At 68.3% G+C, this 15192-nt stretch carries 14 protein-coding genes and 1 tRNA gene; 9 read left to right on the plus strand and 6 right to left on the minus strand.

The genetic code is table 11. The features are described 5' to 3' along the window. Positions 1–29 precede the first annotated feature (29 nt). Positions 30–722 carry a metal-dependent hydrolase gene (locus B0A89_RS09305; protein ID WP_085377902.1) on the plus strand — a complete coding sequence of 231 codons (693 nt, stop codon included), beginning with the start codon at positions 30–32 and terminating at the stop codon, positions 720–722. Here B0A89_RS09305 and B0A89_RS09310 read toward each other — a convergent pair. Further along, complete coding sequence (locus B0A89_RS09310; protein ID WP_085377903.1) at positions 719–1741, minus strand: LacI family DNA-binding transcriptional regulator; 1023 nt, start codon at positions 1739–1741, stop codon at positions 719–721. The genes B0A89_RS09305 and B0A89_RS09310 overlap by 4 nt on opposite strands. Before the next feature lie 129 nt (positions 1742–1870). Between B0A89_RS09310 and B0A89_RS09315 the strand changes: the two genes are divergently transcribed. Continuing rightward, positions 1871–1947: transfer RNA gene (locus B0A89_RS09315), tRNA-Arg, on the plus strand. A gap of 261 nt (positions 1948–2208) precedes the next feature. Continuing rightward, positions 2209–3087, plus strand: a complete 879-nt coding sequence (gene serB / locus B0A89_RS09320) for a phosphoserine phosphatase SerB (protein WP_085377904.1) — start codon at positions 2209–2211, stop codon at positions 3085–3087. A 99-nt stretch (positions 3088–3186) separates the two neighbouring features. Here the strand turns inward: serB and B0A89_RS09325 are convergent, their stop codons facing one another. From B0A89_RS09325 to dnaK, 4 genes are all read right to left on the minus strand, one after another. Further along, the gene (locus B0A89_RS09325; protein WP_085377905.1) at positions 3187–4200 is read right to left on the minus strand and encodes an NAD(P)H-dependent flavin oxidoreductase; all 1014 of its coding nucleotides are present in this window, start codon (positions 4198–4200) and stop codon (positions 3187–3189) included. A 257-nt stretch (positions 4201–4457) separates the two neighbouring features. Further along, positions 4458–5264 carry a RadC family protein gene (radC, locus tag B0A89_RS09330; protein ID WP_085377906.1) on the minus strand — a complete coding sequence of 269 codons (807 nt, stop codon included), beginning with the start codon at positions 5262–5264 and terminating at the stop codon, positions 4458–4460. 57 nt (positions 5265–5321) lie between these two features. After that, on the minus strand, positions 5322–6479 hold the full coding sequence (dnaJ, locus tag B0A89_RS09335) for a molecular chaperone DnaJ (protein ID WP_085377907.1): 1158 nt from the start codon (positions 6477–6479) through the stop codon (positions 5322–5324). 94 nt (positions 6480–6573) lie between these two features. Continuing rightward, entirely contained in the window at positions 6574–8484 is a 1911-nt protein-coding gene (dnaK, locus tag B0A89_RS09340; protein ID WP_085377908.1) for a molecular chaperone DnaK, read from the minus strand. 177 nt (positions 8485–8661) lie between these two features. Between dnaK and B0A89_RS09345 the strand changes: the two genes are divergently transcribed. Beyond that, positions 8662–9327: an alpha-ketoglutarate-dependent dioxygenase AlkB family protein gene (locus B0A89_RS09345; protein WP_240558494.1), complete on the plus strand. Its 666-nt coding sequence runs from the start codon at positions 8662–8664 to the stop codon at positions 9325–9327. 6 nt (positions 9328–9333) lie between these two features. Here B0A89_RS09345 and B0A89_RS09350 read toward each other — a convergent pair whose 3' ends face one another. After that, on the minus strand, positions 9334–10155 hold the full coding sequence (locus tag B0A89_RS09350) for an ABC transporter permease (RefSeq protein WP_085377910.1): 822 nt from the start codon (positions 10153–10155) through the stop codon (positions 9334–9336). Between the two features lie 174 nt (positions 10156–10329). Between B0A89_RS09350 and cysQ the strand changes: the two genes are divergently transcribed. The 5 genes from cysQ (at position 10330) to B0A89_RS09375 (ending at position 15046) form a co-directional block, all read left to right on the plus strand. Next, positions 10330–11130, plus strand: a complete 801-nt coding sequence (gene cysQ / locus B0A89_RS09355; protein WP_085377911.1) for a 3'(2'),5'-bisphosphate nucleotidase CysQ — start codon at positions 10330–10332, stop codon at positions 11128–11130. 4 nt (positions 11131–11134) lie between these two features. Beyond that, a complete protein-coding gene (locus B0A89_RS09360) occupies positions 11135–11935 on the plus strand; it encodes a 3-deoxy-manno-octulosonate cytidylyltransferase family protein (RefSeq protein WP_085378870.1) in 801 nt (266 codons plus the stop codon). 139 nt (positions 11936–12074) lie between these two features. After that, entirely contained in the window at positions 12075–12965 is an 891-nt protein-coding gene (locus B0A89_RS09365; protein WP_085377912.1) for a UTP--glucose-1-phosphate uridylyltransferase, read from the plus strand. Positions 12966–12967: 2 nt separating this feature from the next. Further along, positions 12968–13969 carry a UDP-glucose 4-epimerase GalE gene (gene galE, locus B0A89_RS09370; protein ID WP_085377913.1) on the plus strand — a complete coding sequence of 334 codons (1002 nt, stop codon included), beginning with the start codon at positions 12968–12970 and terminating at the stop codon, positions 13967–13969. Positions 13970–13987: 18 nt separating this feature from the next. After that, complete coding sequence (locus B0A89_RS09375; RefSeq protein ID WP_240558496.1) at positions 13988–15046, plus strand: glycosyltransferase family 2 protein; 1059 nt, start codon at positions 13988–13990, stop codon at positions 15044–15046. The last annotated feature ends 146 nt before the right edge of the window (positions 15047–15192 follow it).

Genomic DNA, 15192 nt, shown 5'->3' on the forward strand with positions numbered 1-15192 from the left:
TTGGCCCGGCAGGAACCCAGAGGTGCGACATGAAACTGACCTGGCTTGGCCATTCCGGCTTTCGGATCGAGATCGAGGATGCGGTGATCCTGCTGGACCCCTGGCTGGCCGGAAACCCGCGCTTTCCGGACAAAAGGCGGGACGAGGCGATCACGGGCGCGACCCATGTCCTGATCACCCACGGGCATGGCGATCACACCGGGGACGCGCTGGCCATCGCACGGGAACTCGGCATCCCGATCATCGGCATCGCCGACCTGATCGGATACTGGACAAGGACCGAAGGGATCGAGGGCACCGGCTTCAACAAGGGCGGCACGGTTGATCTGGGCGGGGCAAGGGTCACGATGGTGAATGCGGCCCATTCCTCGTCCCTGGAAGGGGAAAACGGGCCGGTCTATGCGGGGCACGAGGCCGGATACATGATCGCGGGCGAGGGGCGCACGATCTATGTCTCGGGCGATACCGACATCATGGCCGACATGGGCTGGATGGGCGAATATCACCGCCCCGATATCGGCATCCTGGCCTGCGGCGGACATTACACGATGGACATGGCTGGCGCGGCTTGGGCGGCGCGCAGGTATTTCGACTTCAAGGTCGTGATCCCGTGCCATTACGGCACCTTTCCGCTGCTCGAACAGTCCGCCGAGCCGCTGGTGGCCGCGCTGCCCGGCGTGGACGTGCGCAGGCCCGCCGTGATGGAGACGCTGACCCTTTAGCGCGGCGCGCGGATCGTGTCGCCGGGCAGGAAGGTCGGCGCCAGCGCGATCACCCCCGATTCGGGCCGGGGTTCCTTGCCGGCGACGATCCGCGCGGCGCGCCGCCCGATCTCGACCCGCCTGGCATCGGTGGTGGCAAGCCGGATCGGCAGCCCGTCCAGCAGATCCACGCCGTTGAAGCCTGCAAGGCCGAGCCGGCCGGGGATGTCGATCCCCTGCTCGCGCGCCCAGATCAGCCCGCCCGCGCCGATCAGATCGTTGGAATAGTAAAGGAAATCCAGCTCGGGCTGGCGCGAGAGGATGCGCCCGGTCAGCTCCCGCCCCTTGCCCAGGGATGAGCCGCCCTGGTAATATTCGCGCGCCACCAGAGGATGCCCCGCCTCGGCCAGCACCCGTTCGAAACCCGCAAGCCGCTTTCGCGCGCGGTGATCCTCGGGCATGTGCGTGCCGATGAAGCCGATGCGGCGATAGCCGGCGGCCAGGATATGCGCCGCCATTTCGGCCCCCGCCCGTTCATGGCTGATGCCCACGGTCACGTCGATGGGGGGGCCGTCGATGTCCATGATCTCGACCACGGGGATGCCGGCGGCCTTCAGCATCGAGCGGGACGCCGGTGAATGTTCCAGCCCGGCAAGGATCACCCCGCTGGGCCGCCAACTGAGCATGTCATACAGAACGGCCTCCTCGCGCGCGGGGCCGTAATGGGTGACGCCCACGACGGGCTGAAGCGCGGTGTCGTCCAGTTCGGCGGAAATCCCGCCCAGCACGTCGGGAAAGACCAGGTTCGACAGCGACGGGATCACCACGGCGACCAGGTTGACGCGCTGGCTGGCCAGCCCGCCCGCGATGCGGTTGGGCACATAGCCCAGCGAACGAGCCGCCGTCAGCACCTTTTCCCGCGTTGCCGGTGATACGTCGCCGCGGTTGCGCAGCACCCGGCTGACCGTCATCTCGCTGACGCCCGACGCCATCGAGACATCCCGCAGGGTAAGCGAACGGCGGGGAAGGCTGGCGGTCATGACGGCTCCCAATCACGATCACGGGGTTTCTGCCCGCACAGGGCAGGCCGGGATCGGCCCGCGTTAGTCTAATGCGCATCGTCCCGCAACCTTGCTATCGGCGCCTTTTTGATGCAACAAGGGCGCGGCGACCTCGTGGCTCAACTGGATAGAGCAGCCCCCTCCTAAGGGGCAGGTTGCAGGTTCAAGTCCTGCCGGGGTCACCATCAGCATCTGATTGCCCGGAATGCCGTGCCGCCGCATCGCCCCGGGCCGCTGCTGGCGCCTGTGGTGACGACGACCTGGCCCCGTCCCTGTCCTTGCTCAGGCGGGGCGCCGGGGGAAGGGCGATCATGGCTGAAAGCAGGCCTGGGGCGCTCTGATCGGGGCTGGCCAGACCTGCGCAGGCCGTCACAGCGCGCCGCGCCCTTGCCTTCGCAGCCGGTCTGCCTTTACTCGCGCCACATGCCGCCGCGAGAGGAGCCGCCATGTTCACCGTCAGCCTGATGGCCGCCCCCGCCCGCGCGGATCTGGACGATGACACCGTCATGGCGGTGCAACGCCGCTGGAGCGGCGGCCGGGCGCTGTGGCTCGAGCCCGGAACCGCGGCCGAGTTCGCGGTCGAGACGATGCCGCATGATCTGGCCGATGCTTGGGCCGAACTGGACCGGCGGGGCTTTGATCTGGCCGTCCAGCCGACCGCCAACCGCCGCAAGGCGGTTCTGCTGGCGGATATGGATTCGACGATGATCGAGCAGGAATGCATCGACGAGCTGGCCGACATGGCCGGCGTCGGACAGCGCGTCGCCGCGATCACCCGCCGGGCAATGAACGGAGAGCTGAACTTTCACGAGGCGCTGCTGGAGCGGGTCGCGCTGCTGGAGGGCCTGCCCTATGGCGTGATCGCCGAGGTGCTGGAAAACCGCATCACGCTGGCCGCGGGCGGGCGCACGCTGGTGGCGACGATGAAGGCGAACGGGGCCTGGACGGCGCTGGTATCGGGGGGGTTCACCGACTTTACCGGCCCCGTCGCCGACCGGCTGGGATTTGACGAACAGCGCGCCAATGTCCTGCTGACGACAGCGGATGGCCTGCTGAGCGGCCGTGTCGCGCTGCCCATCCTGGGGCGCGAGGCCAAGGTTCAGGCGCTTGAGGAAATCACCGCCGCCCGCGGCCTTGCCCCTGCCGATGTCCTCGCGGTCGGGGACGGCGCCAATGATCTGGGAATGCTGCAGCGCGCCGGGGCAGGGGTTGCCCTGCACGCCAAGCCCGCCGTCGCCGCGCAGGCCGCCATCCGCATCAACCATGGCGATCTGACCGCGCTGCTGTATCTGCAGGGCTATGGCCGGGACGAATTCGTGGCCTGACAGCCGGCGCAGGGCCTGTCATGCTTGCAGGCAGCGGGCGCCATGCGGCGGCCCGCCTTTCGCCCGATGCGGCCCGTCAGGGCCGGATGCCCTGATCCTTCAGGGCGCCAGCGCCGCCACCGTCTGCGCCGCCGGACGGGCGATCGCCCTGGCGCAGCCGGTGCCCGCCCAATGCGCGCCATAGCCGGTTTCCCCCGCCGCCAGCGCGGCGGTGTTCAGCGCCTTTCCCGCGTCATAGGTTCTCGGATAGCCGGGCGTTCCCCGGTCGGCGATCGCCGTGAACAGGTTGGCGCAGCAGCGCGCCGGACGGCCCGAGATCGCCGCCGTCATCACCGTCTGTCCTTGGGCCAGTGCCGCGCGGTGGGCGGGCGGCGTCGCGGCCTCGGGCGCCAGCAGAAAGGCGGTGCCGCATTGCACCGCACTGGCCCCCGCATCCAGCGCCGCGCGGCTGCCTGCGGCATCCATGATGCCCCCCGCCGCGATCACGGGCAGGCCGACAGGCAGCAGGGCGGCCAGCAGATCGGGCGTGGACAGCCTTTCGTCGCGCGCCGCAGGATCAAAGATGCCGCGGTGGCCCCCGGCCTGCCAGCCCTGCGCGATGATCGCATCCAGCCCCGCGGCGGCGATGGCGCGCCCCTCCTGAACGCTGGTCGCGGTCGCGGCCAGCACGGCGCCCGCATCGCGCAGGGCCGCGATCTGCGCCCTGTCCGGCAGGCCGAAATGAAAGCTGACCATCGCCGGCCTGGCGGCGATCACCGCATCAAGCATTGCCCGGTTGCCGATGAAGCTCGGATAGATGTCGCGCAGCGCCGCCGGCGGTTGGGCCGAAAAGCGCGTGAAATGCGGGCGCAGCCGGTCGAGCCAGGCCCGCTCGGCGGCCGGGTCGGGCGCATGTGGCTGGTGGCAGAAAAGATTGACGGCGAAGGGGCGGGGGGTCAGCGCGGCGGTCTGCGCCATGGCCAGGGCGGCCTGGGCCGGGGTCATCGCGCCAAGGCCAAGGCTGCCCAGCCCGCCCGCGCCCGACACCGCGGCGGCCAGTGCGGGGGTGGATATTCCCGCCATGGGCGCCTGGATCACGGGATGCTGCATGCCCAGGCGCGCGATCAATCCCATCGGCTTTCCCCGTTGAAGTGAAAGGACAAGATGTGGATGGCCAGGACGGTCTTCCTCCTTGGACAGTATCCCGCCCTTGCAGGTGGAAAGATCAGGGCTGTTGGCATCCGGCCCTTGCCGATGATCGCCCTGTCACGCTGCGGCTTGGCTGCCTCTCTCAGGGCTGTGTTTCGTCTTGCCTCGCAGCATAAGGGCCGCCGCAACGGGCCGTCCAGTGCCCCTGCGCTGTCCCCCTCGCTGCCGCCGCTCAAGGCCGGCTAGGGCAGCAGCCCGGTGCCGCGAAAGCTCAGCTCTCGGTTCTTGCCGATGATGATGTGGTCGTGGACCGTGATGCCCATCGTTTCGGATGCGGCGATGATCTGGCGTGTCATCGCTATATCCGATGCGCTGGGGGTGGGATCGCCCGAGGGGTGGTTGTGCACCAGGATCATCGCGCTGGCGTTCAGTTCAAGGGCGCGCCGCACCACCTCGCGCGGATAGACGGGGACGTGGTCCACCGTCCCGCGCGCCTGCTGCTCGTCGGCGATCAGGACGTTCTTGCGATCCAGATACAGAACCCGGAACTGTTCGATGGGCGCATGGGCCATCGCGGTATGGCAGTAATCAAGCAGCGCGTCCCAGCTGGTCAGCACCGGGCGGTTGATGACCCTGGACCGGGCAAGCCGCTGCGCCGATGCCTCGACGATCTTCAGCTCGGCCACGACGGCCTGCCCGACCCCCTCGACCTGCAGCAGCTGCCCCGGCTCGGCCGACAGCACGCGGTTGAAATCCCCGAACCGCTCCAGCAGCCGCCGCGCCAGCGGTTTCATGTCCTGGCGCGGAACCGCCCGGAACAGGATCAGTTCCAGCAGTTCGTAATCGGGCATCGCCGCCGCGCCGCCCTGCATGAAGCGTTCGCGCAGCCGCGCGCGATGGTCGGCGATATAGCTGGGCAGGCGGGCCGGACGCCCTGGCACCGCGCCCCGTCCCCCCGCAAGCCCGTCACGCGTCACGCAGTCATCCTCGGCCGGGATCAGGCCGAACAGCTGGGGCGGGGCTTCTTGAAAGGCACGATTCGCGGTCATGCCCCAAAGGTGCCACGCGCCAGGTTAAGGGGGCGTTAACGCCCGCGCCCCCCGATCTCAGCCGCCCAGACCGTCCCAGAAGCCCTTGATGCGGGAAAAGAAGCCGTCCGTCTGGGGGTGGTTGTCGGCGCTGATGGCGTCGAATTCGCGCAGCAGCTCCTTTTGCCGCGCGGTCAGGTTGACCGGGGTTTCGACCACGATCTCGATCACCATGTCGCCCGGTTCGGCATTCATGCCGGCCCCGTGGCGCAGCGGCGGCATGCCCTTGCCGCGCAGCTTCATCTGCCGGCCCGTCTGGCTGCCTGCGGGAACCTTCACGCGGCTACGCCCGCCATCGATCGTGGGCACCTCGACCTCGCCCCCCAGGGCGGCGGTGGTCATGCCGACGGGAACCTGGCAGGCCAGCATCCGGCCGTCGCGCACGAAGATCGGATGTTCGCGCACCTCGACGAAGATATACAGATCACCCGCCGGGCCCCCGCGCATCCCTGCCTCGCCCTCGCCCGCAAGGCGGATGCGGGTGCCGGTCTCGACCCCGGCGGGGATGGTGACGGAGAGGGTGCGGTCCTCGGCGACGCGGCCCGCGCCGCCGCAGGCCTTGCAGGGATTCTTGACGATCTGGCCGTTGCCGTTGCAGGTCGGGCAGGTCCGCTCGACGGTAAAGAAGCCCTGGCTTGCCCGGACCTTGCCCATCCCCGAACAGGTGGGGCAGGAGGTCGGCTCGACCGCGCCCTCGGCGCCCGTGCCGTTGCAGGCCGTGCAGGCAACCGCGCCCGGCACGGTGATGGTCTTGTCCACGCCCCTGAACGCCTCTTCCAGCGTCACCCGCAGGTTATAGCGCAGATCCTGCCCCCGAGAGGCGCGCCCGCGCCCGCCGCCCTGGCGGCCATTGACGAAATCGCCGAACAGATCCTCGAACACATCGGCAAAGGCGGCGCCGAAATCGCCCTGAGGCCCCGCGCGCCCCGCGCCAAAGCCGCCCATCCCGCCTTCGAAGGCAGCATGGCCGAAGCGGTCATAGGCCGCCTTGCGCTGAGGATCCTTGAGGCAGTCATAGGCCTCGTTCACGGCCTTGAAATCGGCCTCGGACACCTTGCTGTCGGGGTTCAGGTCGGGATGCAGCGCCTTCGCCTTGGCGCGATAGGCGCGCTTGATCTCATCGGGGGATGCGCCCCTGCCCACACCCAGAACGTCGTAATAGTCGCGCTTTGCCATCGTCGTCCGTGCCATGCGGCGGCGTATCGCCACCCCTTCACGAAAAGACCGGCCCGCGAGGGTATCGCAGGGCCGGTCCGGTTTTCACCTGCGCTTACTTGCGCTTGTTCTCGCCCAGATCCTCGAAGTCGGCGTCAACGATGTCGTCGTCCACGTCGCGCGGGCCTTCATCGCGGGCGCCATCCTCGGTCCCCGACTGGCCGGCCTTGTAGATCGCCTCGCCCAGCTTCATCGAGGCGTCCATCAGGTTCTGGATGCCGCCCTTGATCTTGCCGGCGTCATCGGACTTGAGCGCCTCTTCCAGCGCCCCCGAGGCCAGTTCGATGGCTTCAACGGTCGAGCTGTCCACCTTGTCGCCATGCTCGTCCAGCGACTTGCGGGTCGAATGCAGCAGGCTTTCGGCCTGGTTGCGCGTCTCGACCAGCTCGCGCCGGCCCTTGTCGGCCTCGGCATTCGCCTCGGCGTCGCGGACCATCTTCTCGATATCCTCGTCGGACAGCCCGCCCGAGGCCTGGATGGTGATGTTCTGCGACTTGCCCGTGCCCTTGTCCTTGGCGGAAACCGACACGATGCCGTTGGCGTCGATGTCGAAGGTCACCTCGATCTGCGGCATGCCGCGAGGGGCGGGCGGGATGTCCTCAAGGTTGAACTGGCCCAGCAGCTTGTTGTCGGCCGCCATCTCTCGCTCGCCCTGGAACACCCGGATCGTCACGGCGTTCTGGTTGTCCTCGGCGGTCGAGAAGGTCTGCGACTTCTTGGTCGGGATGGTGGTGTTGCGGTCGATCAGACGGGTGAACACGCCGCCCAGCGTCTCGATGCCCAGCGACAGGGGCGTGACATCCAGCAGCACCACGTCCTTGACATCGCCCTGCAGCACGCCGCCCTGAACGGCCGCGCCCAGCGCCACCACCTCGTCGGGGTTCACGCCCTTGTGGGGTTCCTTGCCGAAGAACTTGGTCACTTCCTCGATGACCATCGGCATGCGGGTCTGGCCGCCGACCAGGATCACCTCGTCGATCTCGTCCTTGCTGACGCCGGCATCCTTCAGCGCGGCCTTGCAGGGGTCCATGGTCTTCTTGACCAGATCGCCGACCAGGCTTTCCAGCTTGGCGCGGGTCAGCTTGACGACCATGTGCAGCGGCACGCCCGAGTTCTTGTCCATCGAGATGAACGGCTGGTTGATCTCGGTCTGGCTCGAGGAGGACAGCTCGATCTTGGCCTTTTCAGCCGCTTCCTTGAGCCGCTGGAGCGCCATCTTGTCCTTGGTCAGATCGACGCCGTGTTCCTTCTTGAACTCGTCGGCCAGGAAGTTGACGATCCGCATGTCGAAATCCTCGCCGCCGAGGAACGTGTCCCCGTTGGTCGATTTCACCTCGAACAGGCCGTCGTCGATTTCCAGGATGGTGATGTCGAAGGTGCCGCCGCCCAGGTCATAGACCGCGATCGTCCGGCTGTCCTTCTTGTCGAGGCCATAGGCCAGCGCCGCCGCCGTCGGCTCGTTGATGATGCGCAGCACCTCGAGGCCGGCGATCTTGCCCGCGTCCTTGGTCGCCTGCCGCTGGGCATCATTGAAATAGGCCGGAACGGTGATGACCGCCTGCTCGACCTTTTCGCCCAGATAGGATTCGGCGGTTTCCTTCATCTTCTGAAGGATCATCGCGCTGATCTGCGAGGGGGAATACTTGTCGCCGCGGGCCTCGACCCAGGCATCGCCGTTGCCGCCGTCCACCACGCGATAGGGGACCAGCTTCTTGTCCTTCTCCACCTCGGGATCGGTGGCGCGGCGCCCGATCAGGCGCTTGACGGCGAAGATGGTGTTTTCGGGGTTGGTGACGGCCTGGCGCTTGGCCGGCTGGCCGACTAGCCGCTCGTTTTCGGTGAATGCGACGATCGAGGGCGTGGTGCGAGCGCCTTCCGCGTTCTCGATCACGCGGGGCTGGCTGCCGTCCATGATCGCGACGCAGCTGTTCGTGGTCCCGAGGTCGATCCCGATGACTTTGGCCATTCCTGTACCTTTCTTGCGGCAATGGAGCGGGTGCGGGTCCGTTCGCGGCCCCCGCGCCCTTATCCCGGTTCGTTCAATCTGGCGCAGGGCTGCCCCCCGCGCTTCGCAACGCTATATAGGAGCGGCTTTCGGCCGCGCAAGCGCGCGCCGGACACGACAGGACAGGAAATCGCCCCCGTGAATCAGGATGCCCCAGCCCCGGCGGACCGGCCCGCCAGCCTTTTCCCCCGGCGTGCGGCGGCAGAGGACGTGCGCGGCTTTCTCGTGCATCGGGGCCTTCTGGACGAGGCCGCGCAGGCCGCGCTGATGGCTGCGGTCGGGGCGATCTGGCAGGCGGCGCCGCCCTTGCATCCGGTGACGCGCTGGGGCCGCCCGATGTCGGTGGCGATGACCTCGGCCGGGGCGCTGGGCTGGGCCAGCGACCGGCGCGGCTATCGCTATGATCCCTGCCAGCCGGACGGGCGCCCGTGGCCGGCGATCCCGGCGCTGCTGCTGGATCTGTGGCGTTCGCTGACCGGGCCTGCGGTGCTGCCCGACAGCTGCCTCGTGAATCTGTACCGGGCGGGGGCGCGGATGGGCATGCACCAGGACAGGGACGAGGCCGACCTGTCCCATCCCGTCGTCTCGATCAGCCTTGGCGATGACGCGCTGCTGCGCATCGGCAACCCCGAGCGGGGCGGCACCACGCAGAGCCTGTGGCTGCATTCGGGCGACGTGGTGGTGATGGGGGGCGCGGCGCGGCTGCTGCACCACGGGATCGACCGCATCCGCCCCGGCCGCGCGGCGCTGGTGCCCGGCGGGGGGCGGGTGAACCTGACGCTGCGCGTCGCCGGGCCGGCCTGAGGGGTCTTACTTGCCCGCCGACCAGCTGAGCGATGCGGCATTGCGGGTCACGAACTCGGCCATCAGCCCGACCATCAGCACGGCCAGCGTGACATAGAGCGGGTAATGCAGGTTCGAATTGTGCGGCGTATAGTTGATGAAGATGAACCCGCGCGCCTGGTCGATGATGTGGAACAGCGGATTCCAGTCGAACATGCCCAGCAGGAAGGCGGGCAGCGAGTTGGCGGCGAACATCTTTCCAGATGCGATCATGTTCAGCCGCGTGAACACCTGCGTGATGACCGACCCGGCAAGGGGCGACCATGTCCTGATCGACAGGAAGACAAGCCCGACGGCGCAGCCCCAGAACCACCCGAAGATCAGCATCGCCAGCGCGCCGCGCCAGTTCTCGATATCAAGCGGGCTGCCCACCATGTGATAGATCGCCAGCAGCACCAGCGCGGACAGGACCGAGGTGTAAAGCGCCGCCACCGCCGCCCCCGCCATGGAAACGGCGGTGTTCAGCGGCCCGTGTTTCATCATCTGGCCGGTGGCCTTGCCGGCCGCCGAGACCGCCCCCAGCGCCTTGCTGAAGGCGATGAAGATCAGCACCCCCGACATCATGAACAGCACATAATCACCCCGGATGGGCGAGCGCTTGATGCCCATCATCCAGTAGATCGCCAGAAAGCCCGCAACCATGACGACCGATTGCAGCATGGTTATCAGCAGGCTCATCAGCGCATTGGAATGGCCCTGCCGCAGGTCGTGGACCGCCTGGTGATAGATCAGCGCCAGGCTTGATCCGGCGGCGGCGGCCATGGTCCTGTTGCGGGGCTGCGCGAACATCTGTCTGTTCCTGGGCTGTCCAAGGGGCGGCGGCCGGGGCCGGGCGGATATCGGCGCGGCGGCGGAGCAGGGCGGCCCCGCTTGCCCATCAGGGCGCCGCATATCATAAGGGTTTCGGACGATGTTTCAATCGCGCGCGGGGCCTGCAGCGCGCGCAGCACAGGGGTTTATTGCATGCAATTCGACCAACTCGTCCCGCTGATGCGCCGCCTTGCGCTGGCGGCGGGCGCCCGCATCATGGAGATCTACGAGCGCCCCGAGATCGCCGTGCGCGCCAAGTCCGACGCATCCCCCGTGACCGAGGCGGACGAGGCGGCCGATGCCCTGATCGCGGCCGGCCTGCGCGCGGCCTTCCCCGACATGCCGCTGGTGACCGAGGAACAGGCCGGCACGCATGAACAGCGCCTGTCCACCTTCCTGATCGTCGATCCCCTGGATGGCACCAAGGAATTCGTCCAGCGCCGCGGCGATTTCACCGTCAACATCGCCTATGTCGAAAACGGGGTGCCGCTGCGCGGGGTCGTCTATGCGCCCGCGCGGGGGCGGCTGTTCTATACGACACCCGATGGCCGCTCGGTCGAGGAGGAAGGCCCCTTCGGCGAGACGGCGGGCACGCTGCGCCCCATCGGCGTCAATCCTGCCCCCGACAACCGGGCGCTGATGGTCGTGGCGTCCAAGTCGCACCGCGACCAGGCGACCGACGACTATATCGCCCGCTACGGGGTGCGCGACATGACATCGGCGGGATCCTCGCTCAAGTTCTGTCTTGTCGCCACGGGCGAGGCCGATCTTTACCCCCGCCTCGGGCGGACGATGGAATGGGATACCGCCGCGGGGGATGCGGTGCTGCGCGGCGCAGGGGGCGAGGTGGTGCGCCTGGATGACCATGCCCCGCTGACCTACGGCAAGCCGGGGTTTGAAAACCCGTTCTTCATCGCCCATGCGCCGGGCGTTCTGCTGCAACCGCGGGGCTGAGCGGATGGCGGTGGTCATCGTCATTCCCGCCCGCCACGCCTCGACCCGCTATCCGGGCAAGCCGCTGGTGGAACTGCGCGGGGCGGGCGGGCAGGCGCGCAGCCTGATCCGGCGCAGCTGGGACGCGGCGCGGCAGGTGCAGGGCGCCGGCCGCGTCATCGTGGCGACGGATGATGCGCGCATCGCCGACCATGCCGCCGCCTTCGGCGCCGAGGTGACGATGACCTCGGCCGATTGCCGCAACGGCACCGAGCGCTGCGCCGAGGTGCTGGCCGGCCTGCCCGAGCGGCCCGAGATGATCGTCAACCTGCAGGGCGACGCGCCGCTGACGCCGCCCTGGTTCATCGAGGATCTGATCGCCGGCCTGCGCGCCGCCCCAGATGCCGACGCGGCGACGCCGGTGCTGAACTGCACGGGCGCGATGCGCGCCGACCTGCTGGCCGACCGTGCCGCCGGCCAGGTCGGCGGCACGACCGCCGTGTTCGGCGCGGGCGGGCAGGCGCTGTATTTCTCGAAAGAGGTGATCCCCTTCGTCCCGGGCGATGTCGCGCCCGATGCGCCCAGCCCGGTCTTTCATCACGTCGGGGTCTATGCCTATCGGCCCGAGGCGCTCGAGGCCTATGCCGGCTGGCCCGAAGGGGCGCTCGAACGGCTCGAGGGGCTCGAGCAGCTGCGCTTTCTCGAAAACGGCCGCCGGATGCTGTGCGTCCGGGTCGAGGCGCGGGGCCGCGCCTTCTGGGAACTGAACAACCCCTCGGACGTGCCGCGCATCGAGGCGATGATGGCCGCCATGGGGATGGGCTGAAGACCGCCGCCGCGGCTATGTCGGTGGAACTTTGTGCATCCGACGCGGTTATGGGGCGATCGTCCCTGGGGCCGGCTTGCCGTGCAGCCTCGCCGGGTGATACCTGCCTGTAACTTATCCTTAGTGTGGAGTTTTCTGGATGCGGCCCAAGGTGACCAAGGCGATCTTTCCGGTAGCGGGGCTGGGGACCAGGTTTCTGCCCGCCACCAAGTCGATCCCGAAAGAGATCATGACGCTGGTTGACCGCCCGCTGATCCAGTATGCGATCGACGAGGCCCGCGCCGCCGGCATCAAGGAGTTCATCTTCGTCACCTCGCGCGGCAAGGGCGCGCTCGAGGATTACTTCGATCACGCGCATGAGCTGGAAAACACCCTGCGCAAGTCCGGCAAGGACGACCTGCTGGAACTGCTGCGCCACACCAACATGGAATCGGGCGCGATCGCCTATATCCGCCAGCACAAGGCCATGGGCCTGGGCCATGCCGTGTGGTGCGCGCGCCGCCTGATCGGGGACGAGCCCTTCGCCGTCGTGCTGACGGACGACGTGATCGCCGGCGAGCCGCCCTGCCTGCAGCAGATGATCGAGGCGCATGAGGAAGTGGGCGGCAGCATGGTCGCCACCATGGAAGTGCCGGTGGAAAAGACCAGATCCTATGGCGTGCTCGACATCGCCGAGGACATGGGCGCCATCGTCCGCGCCAAGGGCATGGTCGAAAAGCCCAAGGAAAACCCGCCCTCGAACCTGGCGGTGATCGGCCGCTATATCCTTGCGCCGACGGTGATGGAAAACCTCAACAAGCTCAAGCAGGGCGCGGGCGGGGAAATCCAGCTGACCGACGCCATCGCCGACGAGATCGAGGAAGGCCGCCCCGTCTATGGGCTGCGCTTCCGGGGGCAGCGCTTTGACTGCGGGTCCAAGGCCGGCTTCCTGCAGGCGACCGTGGCATTCGGGCTGGCCCGCGACGACCTGAAGGCCGAGTTCGCCGAATATCTGGGCGAAGTCGTCGGGATGCTGAAGGCGGCCGAGTGACCATGCCCGCCAAGGTTCTTGTCACCGGAGGCGCCGGCTATATCGGATCGCATGCTTGCAAGGCGCTTGCCGCCGCAGGCTATGTGCCCGTGACCTATGACAACTTTGTCACCGGCTGGCGCGAGGCGGTCAAGTTCGGCCCCTGCGAGGAGGGCGATCTGCTGGACCGGGCCCGGCTCGACCAGGTCATCGCGGCCCACAAGCCCGTCGCCGTCATGCATTTCGGTGCCCTGAGCCAGGTGGGCGAGGCGATGCGCGCGCCGGGCAAGTACTGGCGCGGCAATGTCTGCGCCTCGCTCAATCTCATCGAGGCGACGGTGGATGCGGGTATCCGCGACTTCGTGTTCAGCTCGACCTGCGCGACCTATGGCGATCACGACGGCGTGGTTCTGGACGAGACGACGCCCCAGCAGCCGCTGAACGCCTATGGCGCCTCGAAGCGTGCGATCGAGGACATGCTGTCGGATTTCGGCAGCGCCAGCGGCCTGCGTTCGGTCATCTTCCGCTATTTCAATGTCGCGGGCGCCGACCCGGATGGCGAGGTGGGCGAATTCCACCAGCCCGAAACGCATCTGATCCCGCTGATCCTGGATGCGGTCGACGGCAAGCGCCCCGCCCTGACGATCCACGGCACCGATTATCCGACCCCGGACGGCACCTGCATCCGCGACTATGTCCATGTCATGGATCTGGTGGATGCGCATGTTCTGGGGCTGAACTGGCTGCGCGCGGGCACAGGTCTGGCGAATGGCGGGACCGAGGTGTTCTGCCTTGGCACCGGCAACGGGTTTTCCGTGCGCGAGGTGCTGGATCATTCCGGCGTCGTCACCAATCGCCCCGTTCCGACCGAGGAAGGGCCGCGCCGGGGGGGCGATGCCATCAAGCTGGTGTCGGGCAGCGAAAAGGCGGGCCGTGTGCTGGGCTGGCGGCCCGAGCGTTCGACCCTGCCGCAGATGATCGCGGATGCCTGGCGCTGGCACCAGACCGGCCACTACGCCTCGTGACATGACGGCGGCGCGGGGGTGACGCTGGCGGGGGCCGAGGGCATCGGCCTTGCCGCGCGTCTGCGGGTGGCGGCCCGGCTGCGCTGGAAACGGCGGCGCATCCTGTGGCGCGCCTTCCGCAGCCGCCGCCAGCTGGATGCCGTCATTGATCGCACCGGGGCGATGGGGCGGGGCGATGCGGCGGTGTTCGCCGTCATGCGCAACGAATCCGCCCGCCTGCCGCACTGGCTGGACCATCACCGCAGGCTGGGCATCCGCCATTTCCTGATCGTGGACAATGCCAGCGACGACGGCAGCACCCAATGGCTGGCGCGCCAGCCGGACGTGTCGCTGTGGACCACCAGCGCCGGTTACCGGCAGTCGCGGTTCGGACGCGACTGGGCCAACTGGCTGCTGATGCGATACGGCGCGGGGCGCTGGTGCCTGACGCTCGACGCGGACGAGCTGTTTGTCTTTCCCCATTGCGACCGCTTGCCGCTGTCGGCCCTGACGGCCGAACTTGATCGACGGGGCATTGACGCGCTGGGCGCGCTGATGGTCGAGCTGTTCCCCTGCGGCCCGCTTGCCCCCGACCCGCCGCCCGGCGATGCCGAGGCGCTGGCGCGGCTGTGCTGGTTCGACCCTGCCGGCTATCGGCTGCGCATCCAGCAGCCGATGCGCAACCGCTGGGTGCAGGGCGGGGTGCGCGACCGGGCCTTTTTCGCGGCCCGGCCGGGGCGCGCGCCGACGCTGAACAAGCTGCCGCTGGTGCGCTGGCGCCGGGGCTATGCCTATGTGAACTCGACCCACTCCCTGCTGCCCGCCCGGCTGAACGACAGCTGGGACGGGCCGGGCGATCCGCGCCTGTCGGGCGGCCTTCTGCATACCAAGCTGCTGCCCGACATCGTGGCCAGGTCACGCCAGGAACGCGCCCGCCGCCAGCATTTCAACGACCCGGCCGCCTTTGACGGCTATTACGATGCGCTGATCGCCAATCCCGACCTGTGGGCCGAAGGGGCGGCCCGGCTGGACGGCTGGGAAACGCTGGTGGCCGCCGGCCTGATGGCGACGGGCGGCTGGACAGGGCGGGACGGCTGAACACCGGGGGCGGCGGGTCCTTGCCGCCCGCGGCGCCCTGTGCCGCCGCGGCGTTGACTTGGCCGGCATTCGCCGCCAAGACACCAGGCGATTTCAGGCACAATCCTATCTGCGGTGAATGACGTGGGCGGTTTCCTGCAGCATGC

The sequence above is a fragment of the Paracoccus contaminans genome (genome assembly GCF_002105555.1).
GTDB classification, from domain to species: Bacteria; Pseudomonadota; Alphaproteobacteria; order Rhodobacterales; family Rhodobacteraceae; genus Paracoccus; species Paracoccus contaminans.